We start from the raw sequence: 24,445 nt of genomic DNA on the forward strand, positions 1-24,445 counted from the left end.
TAACCATGCGAGCGCGGGCAATACTCGGTGCGCAAGGCTCCTAAGTCTCATCAGGGGATAACCATCGGACCAATATATTCTCGGCTGATGACAACGTTATCAATATAGAGCGTCATCTCCGCCGGGGCCGGTGCTACACCTCCGTGGTAGACGTTAAACCATGCGTTCTCGATCTTAAGCTCAGACGTCTTCCTGAACTCCATGCCCTCTCGGTCTAGTACGAGCCTCCCATCGACCCATGCTTTTAGTTCGCCATCAGCCCGTCCCGGAGTATTCAGGCGCACATATTGCTCCACGCTATACCAGCGATTGGTTCCAAGCCACCCAGCGGGCCCCAGACCCCAGCCCTGATTTTCGCTATTAGAGCCGCGGATCTCAGGGTGATACAGATAGGATCCGATGGCAACGTGCTCCTCAAGTACACGCTTAGCGCTTAACCTGAAAAATGCGCCGCGCGCTGACCATCCGTTGTACCCGTCAGACTTACGAAGCCCCCAGCCGGCCCGGTTGTAGGTGCCGGCAAAGCCTGGCAGCTTGCCCCCGTCGCGCGTAGGCTTCCAATCCTTCCCGAAGCGGAGATAGTACCGAAGGTAGGCTTCCTCAGGCTCCGGCAGTCCCGCCTTGGCAAAGTCATAGCGAAGATCGAGAGCAAGGTTGTTTCCTTTTGCTAGGGTTACACGCAAGGCGTTCCCCGATAAGGGCTGAAAGCCATCGTGGCTTTCCCGCGCTATTCTTTCGGCGACACTCAGTTCATTAACGGTAGTCCAGCCTCGGTGCCAGGGCCCTCGTTCGAAATCGGCTGTAAAAAGTACACGCGGGTCGCCGCTTGGAAACTTGTCACCGGGATAGACAGCTGCAATGCCCTGATGCGCCTTTCGATCGCTCATCCAGGGCGGTGCCAGTTGAAACACGCCTAGTCGCGATGCGCCCTGGTATACCTTGTCAACAGTGAGATGCAGTGTCGCAGACTCAACCTCGCGCAGCGCCAACTCTTCGAGGGGGAAGACAAGCGCTGCGGAAATCTTGCCGCCGACTTTCAGAGTCGCTTCATCGCCGAGCGATTTTATCGTGTTGCAGTCGAGCGTTGTGTCAGCTGCAGGTTCAATCCTGCGCCGGGAGCCATCCGCAAAGTTCAACTCAAGAAATGGCTGCGTGCCTTCCGCGTCGCTTTCACCGCTATAGAGGCGAGCACCCGGACCGCGCCCGCCAGGCATTTGTCGCAACATGATCGCACCGGTCAGCCAGTGACCTTCAGACCATTCCTGGACAAGCGAGGCCATATCAAACGCCAACACACGCGTCTGAGGTGAAGAAGCAATATCCGCTTCGGAAAAAGGACTACCACCATGCAGGCGACCATCAGCATCAAGCCAGTCGCCACCTGGTCTCCGCCAGTCTGCTCGCGCTGCACGGAAGTGAAACTGGCATGTCATTCCATCACCGTCTTCGGTCAGCGGCGGCTGCCCCACCGCTGGAACAGCGAAGATGCAGAAAAAGGGTAGCAAGAGAATGCGTAACTGATTACACATCTATGTCACCTCCCGAGCGCTAGCACGAATTCGCATGATAAAGCCTCTACCACACGAGAATCCGCGCGCGTTGAAAATGTGTGATCTGCAGCCGGGAGACGCTCTGACCGCACATCGGTACGTGCCAAAGCCAGCCCCAATCTCGGATTCCGCCTTTGCGCCTCCTCAAACTCTTGAGCTGTGTAGTCCTGACCACTGAGAATAAGCAAAATGGGTTGTCGGTAACTATTGACGCCGTTCGCCACAAGATCAACGAGATTGCGTTGAACATCCTCTGCCCGGGTATCCAGTTGCGCGGAGGATTCCTCACCGTCGCTCATCTTGAGATCTACAGGACCGGCTGAACGACCTGAAGTAGCTACCTGGAGTAACGTGGCGGCAAACCCGTACAGGCTCGCCCCGAGTTGCAGGCGCCCTGAAAATAATTTCCGCCAGAAAGCACCGCTCGTCACACGGCCGGCATAGTAGCTAGTGAGGCGAACACGCGCCGCTACCTCAGGACTGTAGACCCAGGGGTTCGCAATAACCAGACCTGCAATCCTCTCGTCCGTGGGAGCGTAGCCGACGCACGCTGTGGCCGCGTCGCAAAGCCCCCAGAGAACGACTCGTTTGACAGTCGGCAGTTCTCTCTGCAATGCGTCCACCGCACTGAGGATATCCGGCGCCACGGTGAGAAAACCGTCCATATTGCCCGATGCATCACCCATGCCCCGGTAATCGAAGCGCAGGGTCGGTACACCAGCATCTGCCAATGCTTTCGCCAGTCGGAAAAACTGACGATGGCTACCCACACGGTACTGCGGGCCACCCACGACAATCACGACTCCAACATCGGCATAATGACCGTCGGTGACGGTATGAAGAACACCACACAGCCGTTCGCCCTCGCAGGTCCAGCTCAATGCCCGAAGACCTGAGCCTGTGCTGCATGGCAGCACGGGCAGCCAATCTCCCTTGCCGCGGGCAGGAGAGAAAGCGGCATGAATCCGCGACAGTTCGCTAAGGCTGCGTCTCAGCAATCCTTCGGCAAAACCCAACTCCTGGGTTGCCCAAAAGCTCTCTCCGTACACGACATCTGCGGAGACATCGATACCCAGAGCGGCCCACTGCTCTGCCTGTTGCCGAGATGCATTAGAGGGTTCTCTAGCGGGGTTTGACGAAACTTCAAGGAGCACTACACGCGTGCTTTCAGGCAAGGCTTGATCGAGCCGTGCAGCGTTAATGCTGCCAAAGAGGCCGCTGGTCAGGTGGTAGCCTGCAATATCGGATCCTTGTCCGGCCTCCAATGCTTCGCGCAGCGAAGCGACAGATCGCTGCCCATCCTCGCCAGCCAGCATTGCCGAAGCGGCCCCCAGCCTCAAGAACTGGGACATCTGATGCTTTCCTGATGCCATCGGCTGCCAGAGAAGCAGCGCCGACGGTGGCCGCGGAGCAGCAACCGCCACATCCACTGCGAGTAGGCAGCCCAGCCGGAGTCCCCACATCACTACATGCTCAAAGCCCTTCGCATAGGCCTCTGTAACGAGATGCAAGAGTTCTTCTCGCCAGTCCGCCCAACTGGCTATCTCCAGCGAGGCGGGACTATCACCCGTACCCAGCAGGTCGGGCACAACCACTGCATAGCCAGCCTCGGCCAATATACGCGCCTGGCGGGCCACCATATGCCGGGAGCGGTTCATCTCTTCGGCAAAGGCGGGGCAGTGGATCACACAGACTGATCGTTCTTCTCCCCCGGATGGCCACCAGACTGCTACCGGGATATCCCCGTGCGGGCCAGGAAGAAACCCCAGCGGCGCCGAGCGCGGTGCCAACTCGCTCATTCCTGATTCAGCCATGCCCACGTTAGGGGCTCCGTAATCACCCCTGCTCGCAGAGGAAAGCATGGAGTGATCCGATGGTGGAAAAGACTTCAGCGGTCACCTCATCATCATCCACCAGAATGCCATACTCGTCCTCAAAGGCTGTGATTATTGAGACCACAGCCATCGAGTCGAACTCCGGCATGGCGCCGAGTAGCTCACTATCCTCATTCAAGCCCGCGGCGCGGTCACCAAGGCTCAGCACATCACCAACTATCCGGGCTACATCCGCAATTGCCAGCATAAATCTTTTCCTCTAAGTTAGCGCTGCCGTCGGGGCTCACCCCCGCAACTGGCGCCGTAATTCCGATCCTACTTGTTATCATTCCCGTGAAGCGTCCCGATAAAATCCACGAGGGCATTGAGTTCGGCATCGGAGAGAGCGGTCGCCCAAGGCGGCATGAGCGCACTCATACCATGAGCGGCGCCACCCTCGCTAATGATCGCGCGAACCTTGTCCCGCCCACGCGAGGAGAGGTAGTTTGGATCAGTGAAATCGGGGAGAGGCACGCCGAGAGCCCTGGCATCTGGGCTATCACCATCCCCCGCCGAACCATGGCAGCGAGCACAGTTTGCCTGATAGAGTGAGGCCGCCTCCTTAGCACCAATCCGCACGCGGCCTTCTCGCTCCCGGAGTGACTCGGGAAGCGTATTGTCCGCTAGTTCGGCGGGCACCAGTTCCAAAATCTCTCCACTGGGCGTTGACGCCGCACCCAGCGTCGTTACCAGTACCTCCCCCGATGACAGCTGTGTCACTGAGCTGACGCCACGCTGTGCATACTGATTGGCTCGGGCGAGCAGGTTGACCTGCTCTACCCGCCTTACATCCGCGGGAAGTGAGAAAAGCTTGGAGGAATAATTGTCGGCGAATAAGTATTGACCTTCGAGGGTTGGATGCAAATTACCACGATAGACAATGCCCCCGATTACGGCCCGGTCATAAGCCGTATGCACGTAAGTGAAGACCGGCTCTGTATGCGCCAGCCCTAGCGACTCCCATCCCTGCTTGCCAGTCACCTCACGACCTTCGACTACCGGAAACCCATAATGGTTGCCCGCTTCTATGCGATTCACCTCCTCCCAAACAGTCGAGCCGACATCACCAGCCCATAGCGTGTTGGTCTCAGGGTCGAAACTGACTCGGTAGGGATTCCGAAGACCAAGCGCCCAGTACTCGTCGCGAACCCTGGGGTCATGGACAAACGGGTTATCTGCAGGAACCCGATAGCCGGCGAGTTCGCCGAACTCGAAGGGTTCGATAGGCAGTCCATTCGCCTTCCCACCGCTCACATCGATCCGAAGGATGCCCGCACGGAGGACTTGCGCAGAAGTGAAACCCTCGGGAGTACGCACCCCCTCTCCCAGGGCAATGTACAGATAACCCCCCGGCCCAAAGACCAGCGACCCCCCATTGTGGAACCCACTGCCCTCGCGCTCAAGGATCATTAAGGGCTCTTCCGAAATAGCTCGCTCGTAAGCCGTGGGCTGTGAGAGATCGAAACGGGAGATTCGGTTAACCTGCCCGCCGTCGGACCGCGTATCCGTATAATAGAGATACAGAAACGGCCGCGGCGCCTCGATATCGTCAAACCTCGGATCGAAGGCCATGCCCAAGGCGCCATTCTCCACCTCGACCACGCCCAGCTGATCACGGATATCGAGCACGAGTTCCAGTGCTTCAGGGTCGGCAAGCGGCACCCTCAATACCCGGCCGACCCGCTCCAGCACGTAGATGGCGCCCGGGTCACCCGCACGTTCTACGACGAGCAGGGGTTGCTCGAACACCAGTCCAGCCAGGAAACTGCGAAAACCCCAGGCGGTCTCCTCGACGGGGTTGAACCAGATTCGCACCTGCGTCACCACATTGGCCACGTCCCTGCTCTTGCTGAAAGCTACACCCAGGGCGAGGGGGGAAAGAAAGTACAGGATGACTAGAACACCGGAAGGCCGGAACAGGCCCCGCGCTATGCCGCCCAGGAATCTCCCAGCATCGGGCAACACCCTGCGACCCTGACCGACCGCCGCCAAGACCACGAAGGCGAGCAGATAGGAGGCAGTGGAGAGCAGCCCGATACCTGCAACCAGCTGCGCATCGTAATTGATGGTCGTGGCGAGGAAAGCGTAAAGCGAGGCAGTGGTGTAGGCAACGAGGTACCAGAGGTACTCCCGGGCGAAACGCTCTCCACTGGTGAAGGCGCCCGCACCCGTGCGAAACAGCAACGCGAGACCTTGCAGCCCGAAGACGACACAGAAAATGCGAACCATCGCCCACATATCTTCGCCACTTACGTAAACGGGCGGCAGGGGCAGGACCGATTTCGGTATAATCGTGTGCGAGCGCGTCAGGTGGTAAGCCGCAATGACAGACATCGCTACCAGCGCGAGCTGCAGCAGCATATGCGACACGCCCTGCCTTGATAGCTTTGCCACTAGCTGCACCTCAAGAGTTCATCAGCAGGGCATTCATGGTAAACAACGCCCCCGCCCATTCACACCAGAAGTTGCGAACCGATGCACAAAAAAAACAAGTTCTCGCTAGCCCTCGGTGCGCTCCTTTCAGGTGTCCTGGCGGCAACCATGTCGAAAGCGGGGGAAAGCCAAACACCCATGGAGACTGTGCTGGTTACGGGCACTCGTCTGTCAGGTAGCCCCGAGTTCGCCACCACTGTCCTGGACCGCCGACAGATCGAGCTACTCTCACCGGCGTCGACCACCAGCCTGTTGCGTGCTATTCCCCATCTCTACCTGTTCGAAAACGGCGGCCCTGGCGGCCTGTCCTTTGCCTCGATTCGGGGTGGTGATCCGAACTTCACTCTCGTGCTCATTGATGGCGTTGCGGTGAACGACCCCACCAACAGCCGCGGCGGAGGCTTCGATTTCAACCAGATCGACCCGGCGGCTATTGATCGAGTTGAAGTGCACCGAGGTGGTATTAGCGCCATCTACGGTGGCGATGCCTTGAGCGGGGTCATCCATTTCATCACTCGCGGGTCAGACGGTGTGAACCTCGCTGCCGGCGTTGGCAATAAGGGTCAGAGACACGCGAGCGCCACCGCTTCTCGCCGACTGACTGACTCCCTCTCCGGCCTCATATCTCTCGGCTTGAGTGAACTCGAAGTCTCACACGCCCAGCGTTATCGCAACGAACAGGCAATGTTTAAAGTTCGGAAGGATACCGGCAGTGCCAGCGGCGATCTATTGCTCAGCATCAGCGAACAGACCGCGAACGCATTCCCCGAGGACAGCGGTGGTTCGCTAGCCACGCTGCAGGAAATTGAGTACCGCGATAGTCGACAGATTGTTGCAAGCGGGCGAGGCAGGCTGGACATGGGAGAAACCCTGACTGCGACCGCGCTCGTCGCTCACGCGGACCACCGGGAAGACAGCGACCATCCCGGTATTGCTCCTGGCGCCCTCGAAGGAGTACCAGCCAGCGAGATTACTTCCCGGTTTCAGCAGACTACTGTGGATGTGAACCTGGCAGGCTATCTCGGCAAACATCTTTCGGCCGTGGCCGGCGCCACTGCGCGAAAATCAACTGGGCGTAACGACGGTGTTGTAGACTTTGGCGCGCCCGTGCCAGTGGACTACAGACTGGAGCAAAACGTGTTCTCCGGCTACGCTGAACTGGGCTGGGCGCAAGGGGGCTTCAACGGAAATGCCGGCCTTCGTATAGACGACCCGGAAGGCTTCGAGCGCGAGACCTCCCTGCGGCTGTCTGCCAGTTACTCCGTCACTTCAAACCTGACGCTGAACGCCAGCTTGAGCGAAGGCTACAAGCTCCCCAGCTTCTTTGCACTGGCGCATCCGCTGGTTGGCAATCCTGACCTGGAGCCAGAGCGGAGCGATAGTTGGGAGTGGGGCATTGCTTACCGGACAAGAGACAACCTCGAAATCAAAGCTACCTACTTTCAGGTCGACTACCAGAATCTGGTGGACTTTGATCCGGAGGCTTTCACACAGATTAATCGTGGGTCCGTCACCATGGAAGGTACAGAGTTATCGGCCGGATGGACCATCAGCGAAGCAGTCAGACTTGATGCCAGTGCGACGCACCTTGATGCAAAGGCGCTAGAGAGCGAAGGAGCGCTGCGCCGACGTCCCAAATGGCTCACGAACATTCAACTATCTGCTCGCCTTAGCCCAGCTCTCGATGGATTCATCGCACTTCGGCATCGAGATGACTTTATCGACAGTTCAGTTCTGACTGGAGAGAAGACGCTGGGCGGGTTTTCGTCCCTGGACGCCGGGGCGAATTGGTCGCTGGGCAGTCGGCTCGAACTAGCACTCACGTTCGAAAACCTGCTGGATAACCCCCGGGAAGACGCAATTGGCCTGCGCGGACCTGAGCGTACCTGGCGCGTCACGGGACGGCTGCGTCTCTGAAGAGATAACATCAATCCGGACCCGGCCTCTATTGTCCCGTCGCGAACATCGCTGACATTCACCGCATCGCACTGCTAAAGCTGAACCGAATGTCTGCACTTCAGGCCATCAGCCTTGGCCGGGGAAAGTGTGACCAGATTGGCAGGACGGCTCACGCTACAGTTGACCTGCGCCGCTCATTGGCAGCATTGTTACCACCTCGCTCTCGGCGCCGAAATTCAGTACCAGGACGTGCAACTATTATGGAGTACCTGATCACCTGATGGACGCCTTTCTCTCTTCAGTCCTGGCTTGCCCTGCCTGTAAGCAGCCCTTGCGGGCCGATGGTGATGATTGGGTATGTACGGAGGCATCATGCGCGGCACGCTATCCGGTAATCAATGGACGGCCGATCCTGATCAACGAGGACAATAGTCTCTTCAGCATTGACGATTATCGACGCGCGAAGGGGGTCACGACAATGGACCTCCGACCGAACTCAGTAATTCCCATAAAGGATCGATTGAAACGCGCCATTCGTTCGCTCATCCCGGCCAAATCCGTTTCCATAACCGACTTTTCCGCCCAGGACGCACTCAAGTATATCGGTGAGCGAAAGCCCTGTGCTCGCGTCCTCGTGATTGGAGCAGGCGATGCGGCCTATGGCACTGCTGAACAGCATGGCCTCAAGATAGTATATACCGATGTTGCCCTGGGGCCATTGACAAGTCTCGTTGCCGACGCACACGACCTACCTATCAGTGGGAGCAGCTTTGACGCTGCCATTGCAGTAGCAGTCATGGAGCACGTCCTCGATCCACCCCGCGTTGTCCAGGAAATCACCCGGGTACTCAAGCCTGATGGCATCGTGTATTCAGTGGCACCCTTTATGCAACAGGTTCACATGGGACGCTACGACTTTCAGCGCTTTAGTGAACGCGCACACCGGTGGCTTTGGAGGGAGTATTCGGAGATCAATAGTGGTGTCGCCAATGGCAGTGGCATGGCTGCGTTTTGGGCTTTAGAGTATTTCTCGCGACAATACACCCTCTTTAAGGTCATCACTGTCCCTTTGCGCATACTGCTTCAGCCTCTTTTGTGGATCGATCGTCTATTTGGGATCAGGAAATCCACCTTCGACAGTGCTTCAGCCTTTTACTTCTTTGGTGAAAGAGGGCGGAAAGAACTAGGAATGAAAGAACTCATTGAAGGATACCGAGGCGCGCAAAGCTAAAGTCACCCTTTGTCATGTAAGCGTGTTCCGGGAAAAATGCTATCAAAAAGCCCTACAAATGATAAGACACTAGAGAGGGCGACTCGGGCAAAAGGAATATTTGCGTGCATGCAGAAGATTAATGGGCCTTAGCAAGAGAAGTGCGCAGCATAGGAAGATATATTCGACAACATTGATCAGCGCTACCAAACAAGTGAGTAGCCGAACTTTGGAGCTACTGCGCGAGTTGCAAACCGCACCAACATTAAGTCCAGTTTAGGCGCCCACAACTTCTCTTCTTTGCCCATCTTTAAACTCCCTACAAAATACTCTCTGACAGTAGAGTCTATCTCAAGCTCAAGATACTCCTCCAATGCAGAGAAATCGTAGCTGCTTTCAAGCAAATGCTCGTACTGTACCATGAGCCCTTCGCTCCTGGAGACGCACTCCAAAAAACCTGAAACCAGGTTTGCCCAGTGGCAGCCAAACGAGAGATGTAAGTATCCCGTAACTAGGTCCACGCATTATTAGAGATTTCGGCGCCTTTGTTCGCCGCCAGATACTCGACGGGACTGAGGTCCCCGAGCGCATCGTGCGGTCGATCTTCGTTGTATTTCCTCAGCCAACTCCCTGTGAGATCGCGCACCTCGGCGAGCGATCGAAACAGGTAAAGATCCAGAATCTCGTCGCGGTAAGTCCGGTTGAATCGCTCGACGTAGGAGTTCTGCGTCGGCTTGCCAGGCTTGATGAAGTCCAGTTCAACGCCGTGGTCCTCAGCCCAGCCGGCGAGAGCAATCGAGACGAGCTCCGGTCCATTATCGCAGCGCAACTTGCTCGGGAAACCGCGTTGCTGAGCCACGCGATCTAGCACGCGAATGATGCGAATGGCGGACAGGTTCAGGTCTATTTCGATCGCCAGCGCCTCGCGGTTGAAATCATCCAAGACGTTGAAGGTGCGGAACCGACGGCCATCGAAGAGCGTGTCGCTCATGAAGTCCACTGTCCAGCAGTGGTTCACCATCTCCGGCACTGCAAGCGGCTCTGGGTTGCGTGTCGGCAGCCGTCGCTTACCCTTGCGGCGCTTGTTCAGGCGTAGCTCGCAATACACGCGGTGCACCCTCTTGTGGTTCCACGGATAACCGCGACGGCGCAGCGTCTTGTAGATCTTCGGTAACCTCCCAGCCGGGTGACTCCTCCACGGTCCCCTGGATCGTTTCAATCATGGGTAAATCTCGATTCGGCTTGGGCCGGTAGCAATACACGGAGCGACTCAGGCGCAGGATGGCGCAAGCTCTTCTCATCGAGAGGCCATGCTCATCCCGGGCGTAGTCGACGAGTTCGCGTTTCTCCGCCGGCCTTAGAGCTTTTTTCAACGATGTCTCGCAGGGTTTCGTGCTTGAGGCTGAGGTCCGCGAACATGCGTTTCAGGCGCTGGTTCTCCTCCTCGAGCTCCTTCAGACGCTTGATGTCCGACACTTCCATGCCGCCGTACTTCGCCTTCCAGTTGTAGTAGGTCGCATCTGAAATCCCGTACTCGCGACAGACTTCGTTGACCTGGCGGCCGCCCTCGACCTCCTTCAGAACCTTGATGATCTGCGATTCCGTGAATCGTGATTTGCGCATTGATTGTTCTCCTTGCCATGCCAATTATGGCCGAGAACTCCAATCCTGCGCGGGGCTAATTCACGGGGTACTTACAGAGGACTAAAAACGGGTTCACTAGGCCAGCGGCGATACCAATCTCTGCGTCGCGCTCTATATGATCTGTAAGCGTCATAAGGGTTGCGAACCAAGCAAACGAATAGCGCACGTGGAAAAAGCCAATGCAGACAAGCAAGGTGACACTCCCCTAGACGCACCTCCTTTAAGCCCCAACGTGAAAAACCCCTTTTCGTAAGCGGGGATTGCAAACAACCGGAGAAACAATTCCCGATACGCCAACCTCAAATCGTGAATCTTCGGGTACACGTTTGCAGTTCAGGTCCTTTATAGTTCACTGCTAAAGTCGGTCAAAATATAGCTTGGGGGTGGCCACTCACCATTGATTGGTGCCAGCGATTCAGCAAGGAGTTGAATCAAATTGCATCGATCAAAAGGTTCTCCCCAGATCGGAACTTCTTTGCTCGAGAGCATCAAGCGCTGAAGGAACGTTGAACCAGACCGCCACCAAGCACTCAGCAAAAAAACCGGTCGCTCAGAGTCATCATCTAAGTCGGCTGTGGCGTCACCAAGTTCACGAATGATCGTTGCTAATGGCTTCTTGTTCCGCCCTTCATGACTGTGAGCAAATCTCGCTCGCTCGTCTCCAAAGAACGCACCAGTCAAGGCATCAATTTCCCTACGAATTCGACTCATGTATAAACGTCGTCGCTGGACAAAAAGCGGAACGGTTGAGGCTGGGTGATCAATTCATTATAGTAATCGGATAACAGATCCGAAAGATGCCCTTTTTATACCTCTAGAGACACGCTCTATTTAAGCACCATATTTAAATGCAAGACAGCGTTTAACTCTATCAGTGTTCTACAGGGTCTGCTTGACAGAAAACAGAGATCGCCTTTCGATAAAATGAGCGTGATGATCTTGAGGAAGTCATAAAAGATGTACTCAACGCATTAGCGATAAGTTCCTGCAGTCGCCTCCCCAATTCTCGCCCAACAACAGTGCTTCGCTGCAAGGTAATTTTTCTCCGCTATAGCACGATGTCCCTGCGATCCCGCCCTATTTATGATATCTAAAAGCTCTACACTATTTGTGTAACTGAGTCCATGTCCACCTTGAAGGATCCCTACTTGTTCCGCATTCCTCGGGAGAGCCACAGGCTTGCTAAGTGACATCGCAAGCAAAACAGAACCAGACGTGAAAATTTCCTTGAAGGGGATCACCACAAGGTCGGCCAGGCGATGCAAAGGCGCGACCTCTTCTTCCGGTATGAATTTTAGATAGAGAATTATTCTATCATCTAGCTGAGCCGTCTCTTCTAGATCCTCGCGCAACTCTCGGTCCATTGGATTACCCGCAATCACAAGTCGCAGATCTGAAGCACTAGACTGCCGAAATGCGGTGATCAAATCCCCCAAGCCCTTATAGCGACGAACTGCCCCAAAAAAAAGTATAACTCGATGACCGACCGGCACGCACAGCCGGGACCGCAGCGACTTCAATATATCTTCGCTTTCAGGGTACACACCGATGTAGTTCCCATGCGGAATGATACTGGACCTTCTATTGTCTACTGACGCGATTTGCTTACCAAAGCTCTGCCTCGCACTTTCGCTGTGAAATATTTTGTGACTTACGACTTTGCTTAGTTTTTTACGTATCCATCTCTCCCGCTGAGTATCCGAAGACTCGTGAGAACAAAGGTTGTGAACCGTCCAGACTACTCTACAGCCCATCAGGCGACAAAGAACAACGTCAGAAATCAAAAGGAACGTCTTGATGTACAAGCGGAGCTTTGACGAACTCCACATAGCCCTTGCAAGGTAGGGAGCCAGCCAATGGATATGTATAACTTCCACATCGTTCTCTCGACGTAAGATCTCTACGAGAGGTAAAGGACCTTGCCCGTAATCTTTGAAGGTAACGTTCCAGCCCCTACGCGCCAGCGCCTGAGCGAGTAACCCCTGGTAGGGATTCCCATCTGACCAGTCTGGCACGTGAATAGCGCGGCGTTTGCAAACCCCTCTATCTTTCATTCCTTGTAGTTACCTCTAATAAATATAGATAAACTTTATAGCATCTACTACGGTCCGCATGGATCCCTCCCCATGCAAAATTAAAATTTTTCGAGCATTTGCCTTACTTCTTTCGCAAGTGGGTGCTCAACCAATAAAAGCATTACAGCCCATACAAGGACAGCTGCAACACTGGCGAGGAACGCTTCGACCAGCAATCCAGCATCACCGATGCTTCGAACGGATATCGACACCATCAAAGCAACCGCTGCACTAATCGCAGCCGGGCTTCCAGAAGTACGCAGAATTCCTAGGTATTCATTCAAACGCACTCCAAAAACCACTGACAAGTGGGGCCATAGCAAGATAAAGCGAATAATCGGCAAAAACATAATCGCAAGGAGGAGGTATTCGAGGCCTGCCGCCGCACTAGCACCAAGTAGCATAATTCGAATCGGCTGCATAATGGCGGAAAATCTCATAAGTCTATCCACCTCGCCAATATTCGTGAATGCCTGCTCTACCAACGACGTAAGCTGTCCAATCACAGCGGCAACACACCACATCTGTATAAGTGGCACTGTATCGATCCACTTTTCCCCAAAGAGAATTAGTACAGCGGGCTTAGCGAGCACAACCAGGTTGGAGTAAAACGCCCATGCAAGCCCAGTGACACACGTCGTGCCGAACATGAAGGCCGCCTTGATGTCCTGATCTGCCCGCTTTTGTTGAGCGAAAACAGGGCCTATTACTGGCCCAATCCCCTGCATAACGAGACGATCAAACATCGAGATTGTGCCTTGCGTGCGGGAGAACAGGCCTACTGCGTGAAAGCTCTGCACTTTCCCGAGAACCAACTCAGGAACAACGTTTCCCAATTCAACGAGCACGTATACGAGGCTTAGCTTACTGCCGAAACCGAGCACGCGACGCAACTCCCTGAAGCCGGGAAGGAAGGGAAGCCCAGCGGGACGCATTAAGAATAAAACTGAAATTGTAGTAAGCGTACCGGCAATGCTTGCCCAGGCCAGGCTCATGTAACTGAATCCGTTGAACGCGAGCAGGACAGAGGTGGAAGACTGGACCAACGTCGAAGCAACACTAGCCAGCGCCGATGGCTTAAAGTTCATCTCCCGCCTGCAGTACGCTTGTGTGATCGAGCCGAAAGGGAGCAGTATGAAGTTCAGTGAAAGGAGCGTGAGTACTGGCCGAAGGCCAGCTTGCTCGTAGTAGGAGGCCGCGATCGGCGCGATCAGGAGTATGATTGCTGCCAGAGACCACCCAAGGAACAAAGTGACCGTGAATGCAGCGCGGATTCGGTCCTCTGTTAACTCCTCTTCCTGGACGATGTACTGACCAGACCCGAAATCACGCAGAAGGTGCGCCAACCCGATGAGGGCTGCACCGACGGAGAAAATGCCAATTTCTGCCGGGGTAAGTAAACGCGCAATGACAACAGTGGCGGCAAACTGGATCGCAAGCGCCAGATATTGGGCCGAGAATGTGTAAGCAAGCGCTCTTCGAGTGCTCAGCACTAGTTGATCACTGCAGTCATCGGTGCACCGCGGGTTGCGGGTGGCTTCGCCGAGTTTCCTTGATCATCTCCCACGTCTTTGCGTATTGCATCCGGCAAATGCATCGCGCTTCGGGTCCGGCTAGCATGGATGCCGCGAGGCTGGCGGTCTCTTCCATCAACCCACGCAAGAGGTATCGAGGCACACCAAAAATTCTCTTCCCTTTAAAGTTCTGCAGTGCGGCTGCTGCCTGCCTGCCATCCCTCGTAGCACGGCGCACGAGCCAGTCCACTTCTGTCTGGTCGGCAGTAATCACATGATTGACGCTTACTTCTGGCACAAAGATAAAACGATGCCCTTTCTGCGCGAGTCGAAGCAAAAGTTCCGTTTCACTTCCCATGCGGTAGTTCTTTGTTCCATCGGGACCGACATCCGGGTTGTAGCGAACGTCCTCGAATACACCTGCGCGCATAGCCAGATTAGCGCCGTATGGTGGATTTGATACTGGCCCTTCAATCACCCCGGGCTCATACCGCCCAAATGCCATGGCTGCAAAAGGAAAGCGGGCCGAAGCCATCCACTCCGGTGTGCCGGCTGGAAAAACTGGCCAGACCGGGCCACCGAAAATGTCGTCGTCCGGCCATCGAGTTGCTGCATCAAGATACCCCTTAAGCCAACCTGACGGTAACGACACATCGTTGTCGAGGAACAAAAACAACTCGCCGTTTGCGTGGTCGAGTGCCTTATTGAGTGCACGGTTCTTTCCGGGCTTAGGCTCATGCAAGGCCTTAATCGGAAGCCGGCTCGAAAACAATTCGATGGTAGAGCTGGCCGACTCACCACCGTCGTTGTCTACAATAATCAGCTCCCACTCGATGCCCTCAGTATCCAGCTGCGCGATCGACGCCAGCGTCTGCTCGAGTAGCGCTAGCCGATTCCTCGTCGCCAGGATAATGCTGGCGTTTACTTTAGGCGGCATTTTTCTTTCTTCGCAGTGAATAAAATACCGCCCGAAGCCAGGAGATGGTGTCCATCGTCAGGAACTCAGGCACTTCATGCTTGATTTGCTTCCGCGCCAGGCGGTAGCCTCGAATGCCTCGTCTCGAGGAGAAATACAGCCAGTCAACGACCGCAAGCTTCAAAGCTTCCTCAGTCGCTGAACGCTCAGTCTCGCTTAGCCCCAGGCTGTCTGCCATACGCATCTGCTTCAAGAGCACTTCAAGCGCATTTGCAGAGACTTCTTGGCTGTTCATATCGCCCGATAGATTACTCTCGTGTTCCCGTTTTCGAGCCAGAACCCGCGGCAGGAATCCCACGGATCCTCTTCTCGACACCCTGAGCCAGAAGTCACGGTCTTCTGATGTCGCCAACCCTGTATCAAAGAGCCCGACATCCAACGCAACCTGTCGATACACCATGCTCGCACTGGTCGGAATAAAGTTTCCCCGCACGAGAGCGCACCAAAGGCCTCGCGATAGAATGCGTACTCCACGGGCTCCGGGTTTCTGCGAAATCCTCTCTTGGCGTTTCCCCGCTAAAAAGCTCGCGCATCGCTCACCGTTCACTGTAAAAACCGATTGGTCAGCAAAGACCGCCACTAGATCAGGATTTGCCAGGAGTGCTGCTGATAGTTCTTGCAAATGGCCGGGCTCTAGCAAGTCGTCGGCGTCGAGAAACGCAACCAGCCCCGAGCTCGCCGACCGAAGAGCTTTGTTTCGCGCCGCCGATGCGCCCTCATTCGCTTGCGTCACAAGCAGCAGAGCCATCTCAGGATGCAGCCTCCGCCACGTTTCTACAACATCTGCGGTGTTATCGATGGATCCGTCATCGACGACAATGACCTCATCAGGCCGCCTCGACTGCTTAGCGACTGAGTCCAGCGCTGCCTCAATGAACCGGCCTGCATTGTAGGCGGGTATCAAGATCGCTATCTTCAATCCCTTCGCTCCTTTAACGCTTCGGGGAACTGGCGCTACCCTTCGGATGGGTTGATCACTTGTTGCCGCTTCCACCGCCTCCCGCGGAGTAACCGCCAGTTTCTCCGCTGCAGAGGGGGAGCCAGCCAAGCATCCATAGTCGCACCTCGGACGTTCATTAGCGAAGGCCGATCAGTTTCTGCTCTACGCGCCAGACCAGGGCACGAAGAGAGTTGGAATAGTGGGCTCGATAATGCCTCGCTGAAGCGAGCGCTCTTATCGCAGATTCGTACTTTCCATGGTGTCTACAGTTGTCAGCGTAGTCAGACCAAAGCTTCCAAAGTCGACGCCGCATGATGTCTTCTCGAACCATTTGCCCATCGGGGCTACTCAAACCAGATGATCGTAGAGCATTCTCAACGATCACGGCACCATAGTTCACCTCGGAATACCTGTATGTGATGTTATCCGGGTGTTGACGATAGAGTGCGAGCGAGTCCGGATGCCTCAGAAAAGGATAACGGGCAGCGATTCTTAACCAAAGATCGTAATCCTGCCCCTTTCGATAGGAGGGGTCGAAGCCGCCGACCTCATGGAGAACAGTCGAAGGCACGACGACCGTACTCGTCCATACAAAAACATCCTGCAAAAGGAGATGATAAACAAAAGCTGGTTTATCGACCCCGATCCCCGGAAACTCATCGACAGGCTCCAGCTGGGAAAAGGCTTCGGATGGAGCCAGGTATCGGCCATCCCGCTCGGGCGGCCACAGGGAGAAGTTGCTGAAACACGCTACCGGCATCGTGGCTCTCAGCAATAACTCATGCTGCTTCTCAAGCTTCTGTGGATGCCAGACATCGTCAGCATCAATGAAGGCAATGTAACTCCCTCTGGCCAGCGCAATGCCATGATTCCGCGCAACGGCACTCCCGGCGTTCCCCTGACTTTCTATCCGCACCCGTGGGTCAGTTGCTGCTAGTCCGTTTAGCACCTCAATGGAATCGTCTGTAGAGCCATCGTCGACAACAATTACTTCCAGATCATCAACGGTCTGTTCCAAAACACTGGTTAAGCAGGCCTGCAGGAAAAGGCTGCCGTTGTAGTTCGGGCAGATGACCGAAAAGGCAGGCGACTCAGCCATCTTGATTCTCAATCACTGTAGCGTCGACCAGACTATGCGGTAGCACGAACAACTGGCTAAAAAACTCTACAAGATGCATCTTCGAGAAGTCCCCGCTTGCGGCAACATCCAGCTTTGTCGCTGTTGTGTCGTACCTTCCGATGCTAGCATCCTCCCTGCATTGAAATAAGTGCCACGCACACCCGGATAGAGGACCAACAGCATGCACTATTCCAAACTGTGATGACGTTCAATTCTCCAGCTATGCTGGGCGTGTTTGTTTCTACGGAGTCAGGCATCGAGCGTGAGGATGGGCGACGAGAAGTCCTCCAACGCGCGTCCTCCGCCTGCGCTTGGGATGCTGAGAAGCTTAGCGATGGTCGCGCGTTTCTTGGTGTTGCCGGGGGCATATGGGCTTTTACCGACTCGCTTGCCCTCGGCGCCGTGGGCCGCGGCACAATACAGGTGGCCGACAACGAACCTCGCACGGCTTTGTCGTCAACCTCATTGCTCGAGGCCTTCAATCATCGCGGACCAGAGGGGTTCCCCAGCGCCATCGATGGCCACGTCGCAGTCATTGCCATAGACTTAAACCGAAGTCAGGTTCTGTCAGCAAGCGACCGCTATGGTGTCCATGCGCTTTACTGGGCGCATACCGGCCCCTACCTCGTTGTTGCCACATCCGCCGCGCTGGTGATTCGATCTGGCCTGATCCCAGCATCGATTACCCCCCAGGCACTTTTCAACTACGTGTATTTTCACGTGGTGCCAGCACCCGGTACCGCCTTCGCCGGTATGCAAAGGCTACAAGCGGCACAGCAGCTATACCGACCCACGGGCGATGACCTATCGATCAGGCGCTATTGGGCGCCAGCTTTCGATGGCAGGCGAGGAAAGGCCAGGGTACCAGCAGACGGCGAGCTTCTCAGGCGTACACTGCGAGCTGGTGTCGAAAAGGCGTTGCAGGCCTCTCCGCCTGCTACCGGTGCATTCCTCAGCGGAGGGCTTGATAGCTCGACCGTCGCAGGCATGCTCGCGGAACTACACCCGGGTGATGCTCGTGCCTTCGCTATTGGTTTCGAGGCTGATGGCTACGATGAGATGGCCTATGCCCGGGCCACCGCAAGACACTTTGGGCTCAAACTGCACGAGTACTACGTTACGCCTGATGACATCGTGACATCCCTACCTGATGTTGTTGGCGCCCAAAGTGAGCCCTTCGGAAACTCCTCGGCGCTGCCTGCCTACTTCTGCGCGAGACTGGCCCGCGAAAGTGGTATGCAATGCCTGCTAGCCGGTGATGGGGGCGACGAGTTGTTCGGAGGAAATGAGCGCTATGCCCATCAAATGGTTTTTGAACGTTACCTCCGATTGCCGCTATTCCTGCGATCCGGCATCGTGGAACCTCTGGTGAAGCTGGCACCGGCAGGCCTGCCCCTTGCGAGGAAAGCGCAGAGCTTTCTGTCGCAGGCGCGGGTACCTCTCCCCTTGAGGCTTCAGCACTACAACTTCCTCAATCAGTACCCGGCAGAAGAGGTGTTCTCAGAGGGCGTGCTGAAGGCTGCGGACCAACAGCAGCCGGGGCAGCTGCTCGAGTTTCTTTACGGGGTGCCGGATAATGCGAGCACCCTGGACCGCATGCTTTTCCTTGACTGGCAAATCACCCTTGCGGATAACGACCTGCGGAAAGTAAGCAGCGCCTGTGGGCTGGCTGGCATTGGAGTGAGCTATCCCATGCTGGATGAAGAACTCGTTGCGCTCTCGATGACTATCCCCGACAAACAAAAAATCAAAGGCCGGAATCTACGCTATTTCTACAAGGAAGCGCTGCGCGGCTGGCTTCCCGACATCACCATCAGCAAGAGCAAGAAAGGTTTTGGGCTGCCCTTCGGCGTATGGCTTCGCGAGCACCCTGCGCTTCGGGATATGGCCATAGAGAATCTGCAAGCCCTAAGAAAACGTGACCTCTTCAAGGATAGCTTTATCGAGGACACGCTGCGCAAACACGCGGATGGACATGCGGCCTACTTTGGCGAACTCGTCTGGCTGCTGCTGGTACTCGAACTATGGCTCAAGGCAAACCCGGATGCCATGCTAACGGCATAGCGGTTCTCGGGCGGGCGGGAGTGTGCCAGCCTTCGGTGAAGGCAGAGTCACCGACGGCGCTATTGATAGTGAGCAATGCAGTCGAGGCTTGAGTGAAGAGACCATTACCTGAAGCCGCCCCAGGCAGAGAAAGCATGCCCAGCCTATGCGTCTGGCCCCTAACTTCTCGTGTACTGCAATAGAGCTCGTATTGAAGGCCGAGATTCGACTGTGGCACCAGCATACACCACCGGCACGTAGATCATTATTGGCTGCCTCCCATAGCCGGGAGAAGGTACGACCAAGGCGGTAGGCTGGCGCGACGTAGACATCGTAATCCCAGGCACTGCGCTCCGCGGGTTCAGGCGTGAACACTGCCCTGACTTCATCTTCCCGGTAGGGCCCGCGATGCAACCACAGGTAGCCGAGCAGTTCGCCATCCTTTGCGATGAAGAGGCACTGGGAACCTGCTGCGAAGCGACCTTCAATCACTGCCTCCGGGCGCGGCAGGGACGCTGGCAGACAGGCGCGCCCTCGTGCTCGCTCAACCTCGACGGGTGCTCTGCCGCGCTGCCTGGCAGGAGCAGTTAGGACTGGTTGGGCATAGAAAAAGTAAGGGACAATTCCCGCACGCCCAAAAGATAGGCGTTGGAGTAAGCGGTGGCAGAGGTACAGAAACTTCATACCAGAACGCCGTCGTCTAGTGCGTCGATGCGGCCTCCAACTTCCGTTGCAACCCGGGTAGGGGGAAACCCTGCCCATAGACCCTGTCGGCTATCTCCCGCGCGCGCTCTAGCTCCCCGGTCTCTACCAGGAACAGGCCGTAGTTGTACTGTAACTGAAGATCCTGGGGGGCTAGCTTTATGGCCGCATCATACATTTGGCCCGCTTCCTGCAAATTTCCAGTGCGTTGAAGCAGCATAGCGAACAGCATCCTTGCTGTAGCGTCTCCCGGGCTGAAAGTGATCGCCCGTTGCAGGTAGCACTCTACTGCTGGAACCTGACTGGCCTTCAGACGTTGCATGCCCGCACGATCAAGCCGCGCCTGTAGACGCATCATGGCATTCAGCGCCCGATGATGATTAGGCCACGCCCTCAGCGTATAATCCAAGTCACTCTCGATTGCACCGCTTTTTCCACGTACTAGCTTTTCCACCTCAGGCGTAAAGTGGAAGCGCTCTACAAGCGTTAGCTTGTCTGCAAAGGCAGCGCGCTGCAAATAATCAAAGGGACCAACGCCGGTCGGCTTTCCTGAACAGCGCAAGCCGGTAAAATCCGAACCAACCCAGGAAGAGGCCGCAACAGGCGCCCCAATGCAGCCTACAAACCAATAGAACAACACTACGCGCCAAATGCGTTTCTTCATGGCCTACTCTACCCCTGGTATTCGTCTTGAACGTTAGGTCGCGGCCCCATCGAGGCTGCGCCCCTATGGTGAATCATGCGCCCCAGGAAGCCGATCCTGCTGCTATCCCAAGGTGTAAAGCGCTGCAACTGGAAGCGGTCTACGCCGGCCCTGTTGGCGCCGCCGTCCGTGGTAAGTGCCGCATCAAAACCTGCCTCCCGGACGAAGGAAACGTGCTGCGACACGTAGTCTCTCCCGCGACGACCATTGGGATATGCAAAGAATCGAATCTTCTGCTGCAGTATCTCCTCAAGCATCCGCTTGCCCTGCGCAATTTCGTTCCGCGCATCAGAATCGGCAAGGGTCGCAAGAATTGGGTGAGAGTGCGTATGTGCGCCAATTTCAACCCCGGCGGTAGATAACTCCTGGAGTTGCTCCGTCGAGAGCATAAGCCTGGCCGGCTGTCCCGGAGCGAGCGCTTCAATATACTCAACAGCATTGCTCCTCTCCGCAGGCGGGCGATGCTTTATCTCCGTAAGCACTTCAGTGACGACGGCCCTGCGCTCCTGGAGCGTCGCTACGGGCGCGTCCGGCAACCCGACCCGCTGCAGTGGCATGACTGCCCCCCGGAAGCGCCGAATGGCCTCTGTGACCCGGTCATTCCACATCAAGTTACCGTCCAAGAAGGCCGTCGTCACGAAAACCGTTGCCGGAACGTCAAAACGCTGGAGAATTGGAAGTGCAACTTGCAGGTTGTCAGCGTACCCATCGTCGAAAGTAATACAAACAGCGCGAGGGGGTAGATCACCATCGGCCAGGCGCTGTAAGCCGGCGGCAAGCGGTAGCGGATTACAATAACGCCGCAAGGCACCAACCAGCTTTGAAAAAAAGTAGGCTGTATGCACGCCTGAAAGCAACGGATCCGGCATTGCAAGAACGCGGTGAAACAGCAGAATTGACAGCGTATCCTTGGAGAACCAGCCCTTTGTCACCGCCTCGACGGCGTGGATTGCCCCAGTCTCCCTACGCATCGGGTACTTCACGTGTTCTCCTCAGCGTTTCCCCTACTGACGAGCCATGCCAACGTGCCTGGCGACCGCCCGCCAAGACCGGATTCATCCAGTTCGGGTCCTGTACGCTTCGTGTCGTCTCCTGAGGCTTACCCGTGCCAAGTAGTTCTTGGCGCCATACCGTCATGACAACTACCAGTCCAATAAGCGTGTATAACAGATCGAAGTAGGCAAGGCTCACGTTGGCACCAGTTATGCCATAACCAACCAGGGCAAGATTGATAGCGCTAGCCAACTGCCGGAACCATACGACCTCGGCAGCACGAGCAGCTCGAACATTGCGGAGGTTGACGAAAAAGCAGAGGCCGAGAACGGAGAGAAACAGGAAAAGACCAACCCACCCATGGTCCCCCAGGACCTGCAGAAAGATATTGTGCGCTGCTTTTGGCGACAGGCCCTGCGGTATCGGCGGCGTCTCGATAGGTCCGAATGATGGGGTAGCAGGAGCATGGCGAGCCCAGAGAACCGGGTCCGTAACGGCCCCGAAGCCACCCCCAATAATTGGGTTTTCATTGGCGATCATCACTGAAATTTTCCACGCCCAAAGTCGACCGATGAAGGAGCTGTCTTCTGCTGCGGCGCTGGCGATGGTCGACTGCCGAGACTTCCAGTCCTCCGGAGCGAATTGATATGCAACTGGCAGCAGCAACATTGCCGCAAGAGCAATGACCAGCTTGTGGCGGGACGCCAGCCACACAGCAAAGCCGAGAATCGCCAGGCCGATGAAGCCACCGCGGGAGTAAGTACCGACGACGGCAACAATATTGAGGACGACAAGAAGCCACAGCCCGAAGCGCAGTGCTCGGTGATGGGTCACACCAATTAGGTAAACCACCAATGGCAGGCACATATTGATAGCTACCGCGAGGTGATTTCGATCCTCGATAATCCCGGCCATACCCTGAATGCGGTGTCCCCCACCGGAAAGCAGGAACTTTACACCCTCCATCGCCGCGTAGGAGGAGACGGCCAGAACAATAGCCCAAACGACCGTGTCGACCTGCAGGCGGGTGCGGACAGTAAGCACGACGAAAATGAAGAGTAGCACTATCTTGACAAACCTGACCCATGCATCCCAGACCCAGAGCCCGTCGAAGCTCTCATGACCGATGGTGCTGAGCAGCGTCCACCCACAGAAAAAAAGTACAAGCCCAAAAAGGCCATTGAACCGAACACCTGGCCCTCCGCGAGAAAACAAGAAAGCAACCGCTGTGACTAGAACGATCGTCAGGTTCGGTCGAAAGTTCTGCGAGAAGCCGAAGACCCACTCTGTTGGAGCCGCAAGGGCAATCCAGATCCATCCGGCAACACCAAGGTATGGTCTGCGCAGCGCGAAAAAACATGCATAGAGAAGGAAACCGACGATCAGCAGGTCGCGCATTAACGGCGCCCTCCACGGTCCTGGTGGTCAGACCACCAGAGAAGAAAGCACATGGAGAGAACGACCATCAGAAGATAAAGACTGTCGATCATGGAGCGCTCACCCGGCTCTGAACATAGCGAAATTTGCCAGAGGCCTCGCTCGGGATTGCGCTGCAGAGGTCGACTTGGACGTCGACCTCTTCACCAAGCCGCTTCCGAAAACCCTCGACTATCGTTTTCTCTGACGCCGTGTCGAAGCCGTCACCCGGTACGACCTGTACTCTAGTCAACTCAAGCGATTCCTGCACAACCCTGAATGCTTCCACCTCGGCCATTTCGCGCAGGATGTATATGAAAGCAAGGCCGTGCAGCGTCGTCCCATCTCGAGTAACGAGGAAGTCAGTGCTGCGGCCCTCAACACTGGCAAGGACCGGTAAACCGCGTCCACAGTCACAAACGTCTGACGAAAGTTTTCCTAGGTCGCCAGTTCGGTATCGTACGAAGGGAAAGTCTCCTGTCCTCAGATGAGTAACAACTATCTCGCCCGTCGAGCCAAGCGGTAACGCCCGACCCGTTCCATCGACGACCTCTACGACGATGTCTTCCGCTGTCACGTGCAGCGAACCGGCCGGGCACGCATGGGCGATGAAGCCCGCGTCCCTGCCGCCATAACCATTGGCGACTGGGCAGCCGAAAGCCTGCTCAATTGCCTCCCGCTGGTAATCAAAAAGCCGTTCCGAAGTTACAAAAGCCACGCGTATACCAAGGTCATCCATGCGTTGATTTGTCCTAACCACGTGCTTAGCGAGCAAGGCCAGCGAAGAGGGGTACCCGAACAGCATAAGTGGACGACGAGCGCGAATGCGATGGAGAAACTGGTCCATACTGTCGGCCGACATTTCAAAGGCAGACAAGAGTTCTGTGCGCAGCAGCCGATCCCTGAGCTGACGTATCCGGTCCTGGGCGCCCAATTCGATAGGTGAGCCCCAAAGGACGACCTCAGGGTCGCCGATATCAACGCCCCACCAGCGTGTGGCCCGCCATTTTGCAGCGACATCGTGACTTACCCGCTCCCGGCCGAGCATAAAAGTGAGGGGTTCGCCACTGGATCCGCCGGTGTTGAAGGCCATCAGGCCCTTCGCCCCTTCCCTGTGAAGCCCCTTGAAGTGGCCGCGGATCGTCGCCTTGTCCAGAAGCGGTAGTCGCTGCAAATCTTCCAGTGAAACCAGATCACTTGGGCGAAATTCCAGCGCCTCGAAGAGTTCGCGATAGTGGGGAACGGTTCGCCCGATTCGCTCAAGGAAGACACGCAGCTCGCCAAGTTGTCGGTCGAGTAGCGCTTCAGGGAACTGCCACTGGCTACGTTCGAGGGTTCGCCGGGCAGCCACGG

General features: G+C 56.0%; 19 protein-coding genes and 1 pseudogene. 3 read left to right on the plus strand and 17 right to left on the minus strand.

Annotated elements, in window-relative coordinates; all coding sequences use genetic code 11:
* Nucleotides 1–50 precede the first annotated feature (50 nt).
* The 4 genes from RKE50_RS13005 to RKE50_RS13020 form a co-directional block, all read right to left on the minus strand.
* Nucleotides 51–1,529: a polysaccharide lyase gene (locus RKE50_RS13005; RefSeq protein ID WP_350036949.1), complete on the minus strand. Its 1,479-nt coding sequence runs from the start codon at nucleotides 1,527–1,529 to the stop codon at nucleotides 51–53.
* Between the two features lie 5 nt (nucleotides 1,530–1,534).
* A complete protein-coding gene (locus tag RKE50_RS13010) occupies nucleotides 1,535–3,364 on the minus strand; it encodes a hydrolase 1, exosortase A system-associated (RefSeq protein ID WP_350037865.1) in 1,830 nt (609 codons plus the stop codon).
* A 22-nt stretch (nucleotides 3,365–3,386) separates the two neighbouring features.
* Nucleotides 3,387–3,632 (minus strand): phosphopantetheine-binding protein, encoded by a 246-nt coding sequence (locus tag RKE50_RS13015; RefSeq protein ID WP_350036951.1) that lies wholly within the window; start codon nucleotides 3,630–3,632, stop codon nucleotides 3,387–3,389.
* Nucleotides 3,633–3,700: 68 nt separating this feature from the next.
* On the minus strand, nucleotides 3,701–5,785 hold the full coding sequence (locus RKE50_RS13020) for a PQQ-dependent sugar dehydrogenase (protein ID WP_350036953.1): 2,085 nt from the start codon (nucleotides 5,783–5,785) through the stop codon (nucleotides 3,701–3,703).
* Between the two features lie 210 nt (nucleotides 5,786–5,995).
* Here RKE50_RS13020 and RKE50_RS13025 point away from each other — a divergent pair, with 210 nt between their 5' ends.
* Both RKE50_RS13025 and RKE50_RS13030 read left to right on the plus strand, forming a co-directional pair.
* On the plus strand, nucleotides 5,996–7,774 hold the full coding sequence (locus RKE50_RS13025; RefSeq protein WP_350036955.1) for a TonB-dependent receptor plug domain-containing protein: 1,779 nt from the start codon (nucleotides 5,996–5,998) through the stop codon (nucleotides 7,772–7,774).
* A gap of 262 nt (nucleotides 7,775–8,036) precedes the next feature.
* Entirely contained in the window at nucleotides 8,037–8,987 is a 951-nt protein-coding gene (locus RKE50_RS13030) for a methyltransferase domain-containing protein (RefSeq protein ID WP_350036957.1), read from the plus strand.
* Between the two features lie 182 nt (nucleotides 8,988–9,169).
* On the opposite strand, the gene RKE50_RS13035 is transcribed toward RKE50_RS13030, so the two are convergent.
* The 8 genes and pseudogenes from RKE50_RS13035 to RKE50_RS13070 form a co-directional block, all read right to left on the minus strand.
* On the minus strand, nucleotides 9,170–9,388 hold the full coding sequence (locus RKE50_RS13035) for a hypothetical protein (RefSeq protein WP_350037906.1): 219 nt from the start codon (nucleotides 9,386–9,388) through the stop codon (nucleotides 9,170–9,172).
* 89 nt (nucleotides 9,389–9,477) lie between these two features.
* Nucleotides 9,478–10,589 (minus strand): annotated as a pseudogene (locus RKE50_RS13040) (IS3 family transposase).
* Between the two features lie 363 nt (nucleotides 10,590–10,952).
* Nucleotides 10,953–11,321, minus strand: a complete 369-nt coding sequence (locus tag RKE50_RS13045; protein WP_350036959.1) for a hypothetical protein — start codon at nucleotides 11,319–11,321, stop codon at nucleotides 10,953–10,955.
* Nucleotides 11,322–11,581: 260 nt separating this feature from the next.
* On the minus strand, nucleotides 11,582–12,664 hold the full coding sequence (locus tag RKE50_RS13050; protein ID WP_350036961.1) for a glycosyltransferase: 1,083 nt from the start codon (nucleotides 12,662–12,664) through the stop codon (nucleotides 11,582–11,584).
* A gap of 80 nt (nucleotides 12,665–12,744) precedes the next feature.
* Nucleotides 12,745–14,178 carry an oligosaccharide flippase family protein gene (locus tag RKE50_RS13055; protein ID WP_350036963.1) on the minus strand — a complete coding sequence of 478 codons (1,434 nt, stop codon included), beginning with the start codon at nucleotides 14,176–14,178 and terminating at the stop codon, nucleotides 12,745–12,747.
* Between the two features lie 16 nt (nucleotides 14,179–14,194).
* Entirely contained in the window at nucleotides 14,195–15,136 is a 942-nt protein-coding gene (locus RKE50_RS13060; RefSeq protein ID WP_350036965.1) for a glycosyltransferase family 2 protein, read from the minus strand.
* Complete coding sequence (locus RKE50_RS13065; RefSeq protein WP_350036966.1) at nucleotides 15,126–16,094, minus strand: glycosyltransferase family 2 protein; 969 nt, start codon at nucleotides 16,092–16,094, stop codon at nucleotides 15,126–15,128. Before RKE50_RS13065 ends, RKE50_RS13060 begins: the two co-directional genes overlap by 11 nt.
* Before the next feature lie 157 nt (nucleotides 16,095–16,251).
* Nucleotides 16,252–17,214 (minus strand): glycosyltransferase family 2 protein, encoded by a 963-nt coding sequence (locus RKE50_RS13070; RefSeq protein WP_350036967.1) that lies wholly within the window; start codon nucleotides 17,212–17,214, stop codon nucleotides 16,252–16,254.
* Nucleotides 17,215–17,658: 444 nt separating this feature from the next.
* Here RKE50_RS13070 and RKE50_RS13075 point away from each other — a divergent pair, with 444 nt between their 5' ends.
* Entirely contained in the window at nucleotides 17,659–19,299 is a 1,641-nt protein-coding gene (locus RKE50_RS13075) for an asparagine synthetase B family protein (RefSeq protein WP_350036969.1), read from the plus strand.
* Here RKE50_RS13075 and RKE50_RS13080 read toward each other — a convergent pair.
* The 5 genes from RKE50_RS13080 to RKE50_RS13100 all read right to left on the minus strand — a co-directional run bounded on the left by RKE50_RS13080 (nucleotide 19,288) and on the right by RKE50_RS13100 (nucleotide 24,443).
* Nucleotides 19,288–20,040 carry a GNAT family N-acetyltransferase gene (locus RKE50_RS13080; RefSeq protein WP_350036970.1) on the minus strand — a complete coding sequence of 251 codons (753 nt, stop codon included), beginning with the start codon at nucleotides 20,038–20,040 and terminating at the stop codon, nucleotides 19,288–19,290. The two genes, RKE50_RS13075 and RKE50_RS13080, sit on opposite strands and share 12 nt — an antisense overlap.
* Entirely contained in the window at nucleotides 19,979–20,644 is a 666-nt protein-coding gene (locus tag RKE50_RS13085; RefSeq protein ID WP_350036972.1) for a tetratricopeptide repeat protein, read from the minus strand. Before RKE50_RS13085 ends, RKE50_RS13080 begins: the two co-directional genes overlap by 62 nt.
* Nucleotides 20,645–20,652: 8 nt before the next feature.
* Nucleotides 20,653–21,666: a polysaccharide deacetylase family protein gene (locus RKE50_RS13090; RefSeq protein WP_350036974.1), complete on the minus strand. Its 1,014-nt coding sequence runs from the start codon at nucleotides 21,664–21,666 to the stop codon at nucleotides 20,653–20,655.
* Nucleotides 21,647–23,074: a putative O-glycosylation ligase, exosortase A system-associated gene (locus tag RKE50_RS13095; protein WP_350036976.1), complete on the minus strand. Its 1,428-nt coding sequence runs from the start codon at nucleotides 23,072–23,074 to the stop codon at nucleotides 21,647–21,649. Before RKE50_RS13095 ends, RKE50_RS13090 begins: the two co-directional genes overlap by 20 nt.
* 88 nt (nucleotides 23,075–23,162) lie before the next feature.
* Nucleotides 23,163–24,443, minus strand: a complete 1,281-nt coding sequence (locus RKE50_RS13100) for a phenylacetate--CoA ligase family protein (RefSeq protein ID WP_350036978.1) — start codon at nucleotides 24,441–24,443, stop codon at nucleotides 23,163–23,165.
* Nucleotides 24,444–24,445: the final 2 nt, after the last annotated feature.

The sequence above is a fragment of the Pseudohaliea sp. genome (assembly GCF_040217025.1).
In the GTDB taxonomy this organism is placed as follows: domain Bacteria; phylum Pseudomonadota; class Gammaproteobacteria; order Pseudomonadales; family Halieaceae; genus Pseudohaliea.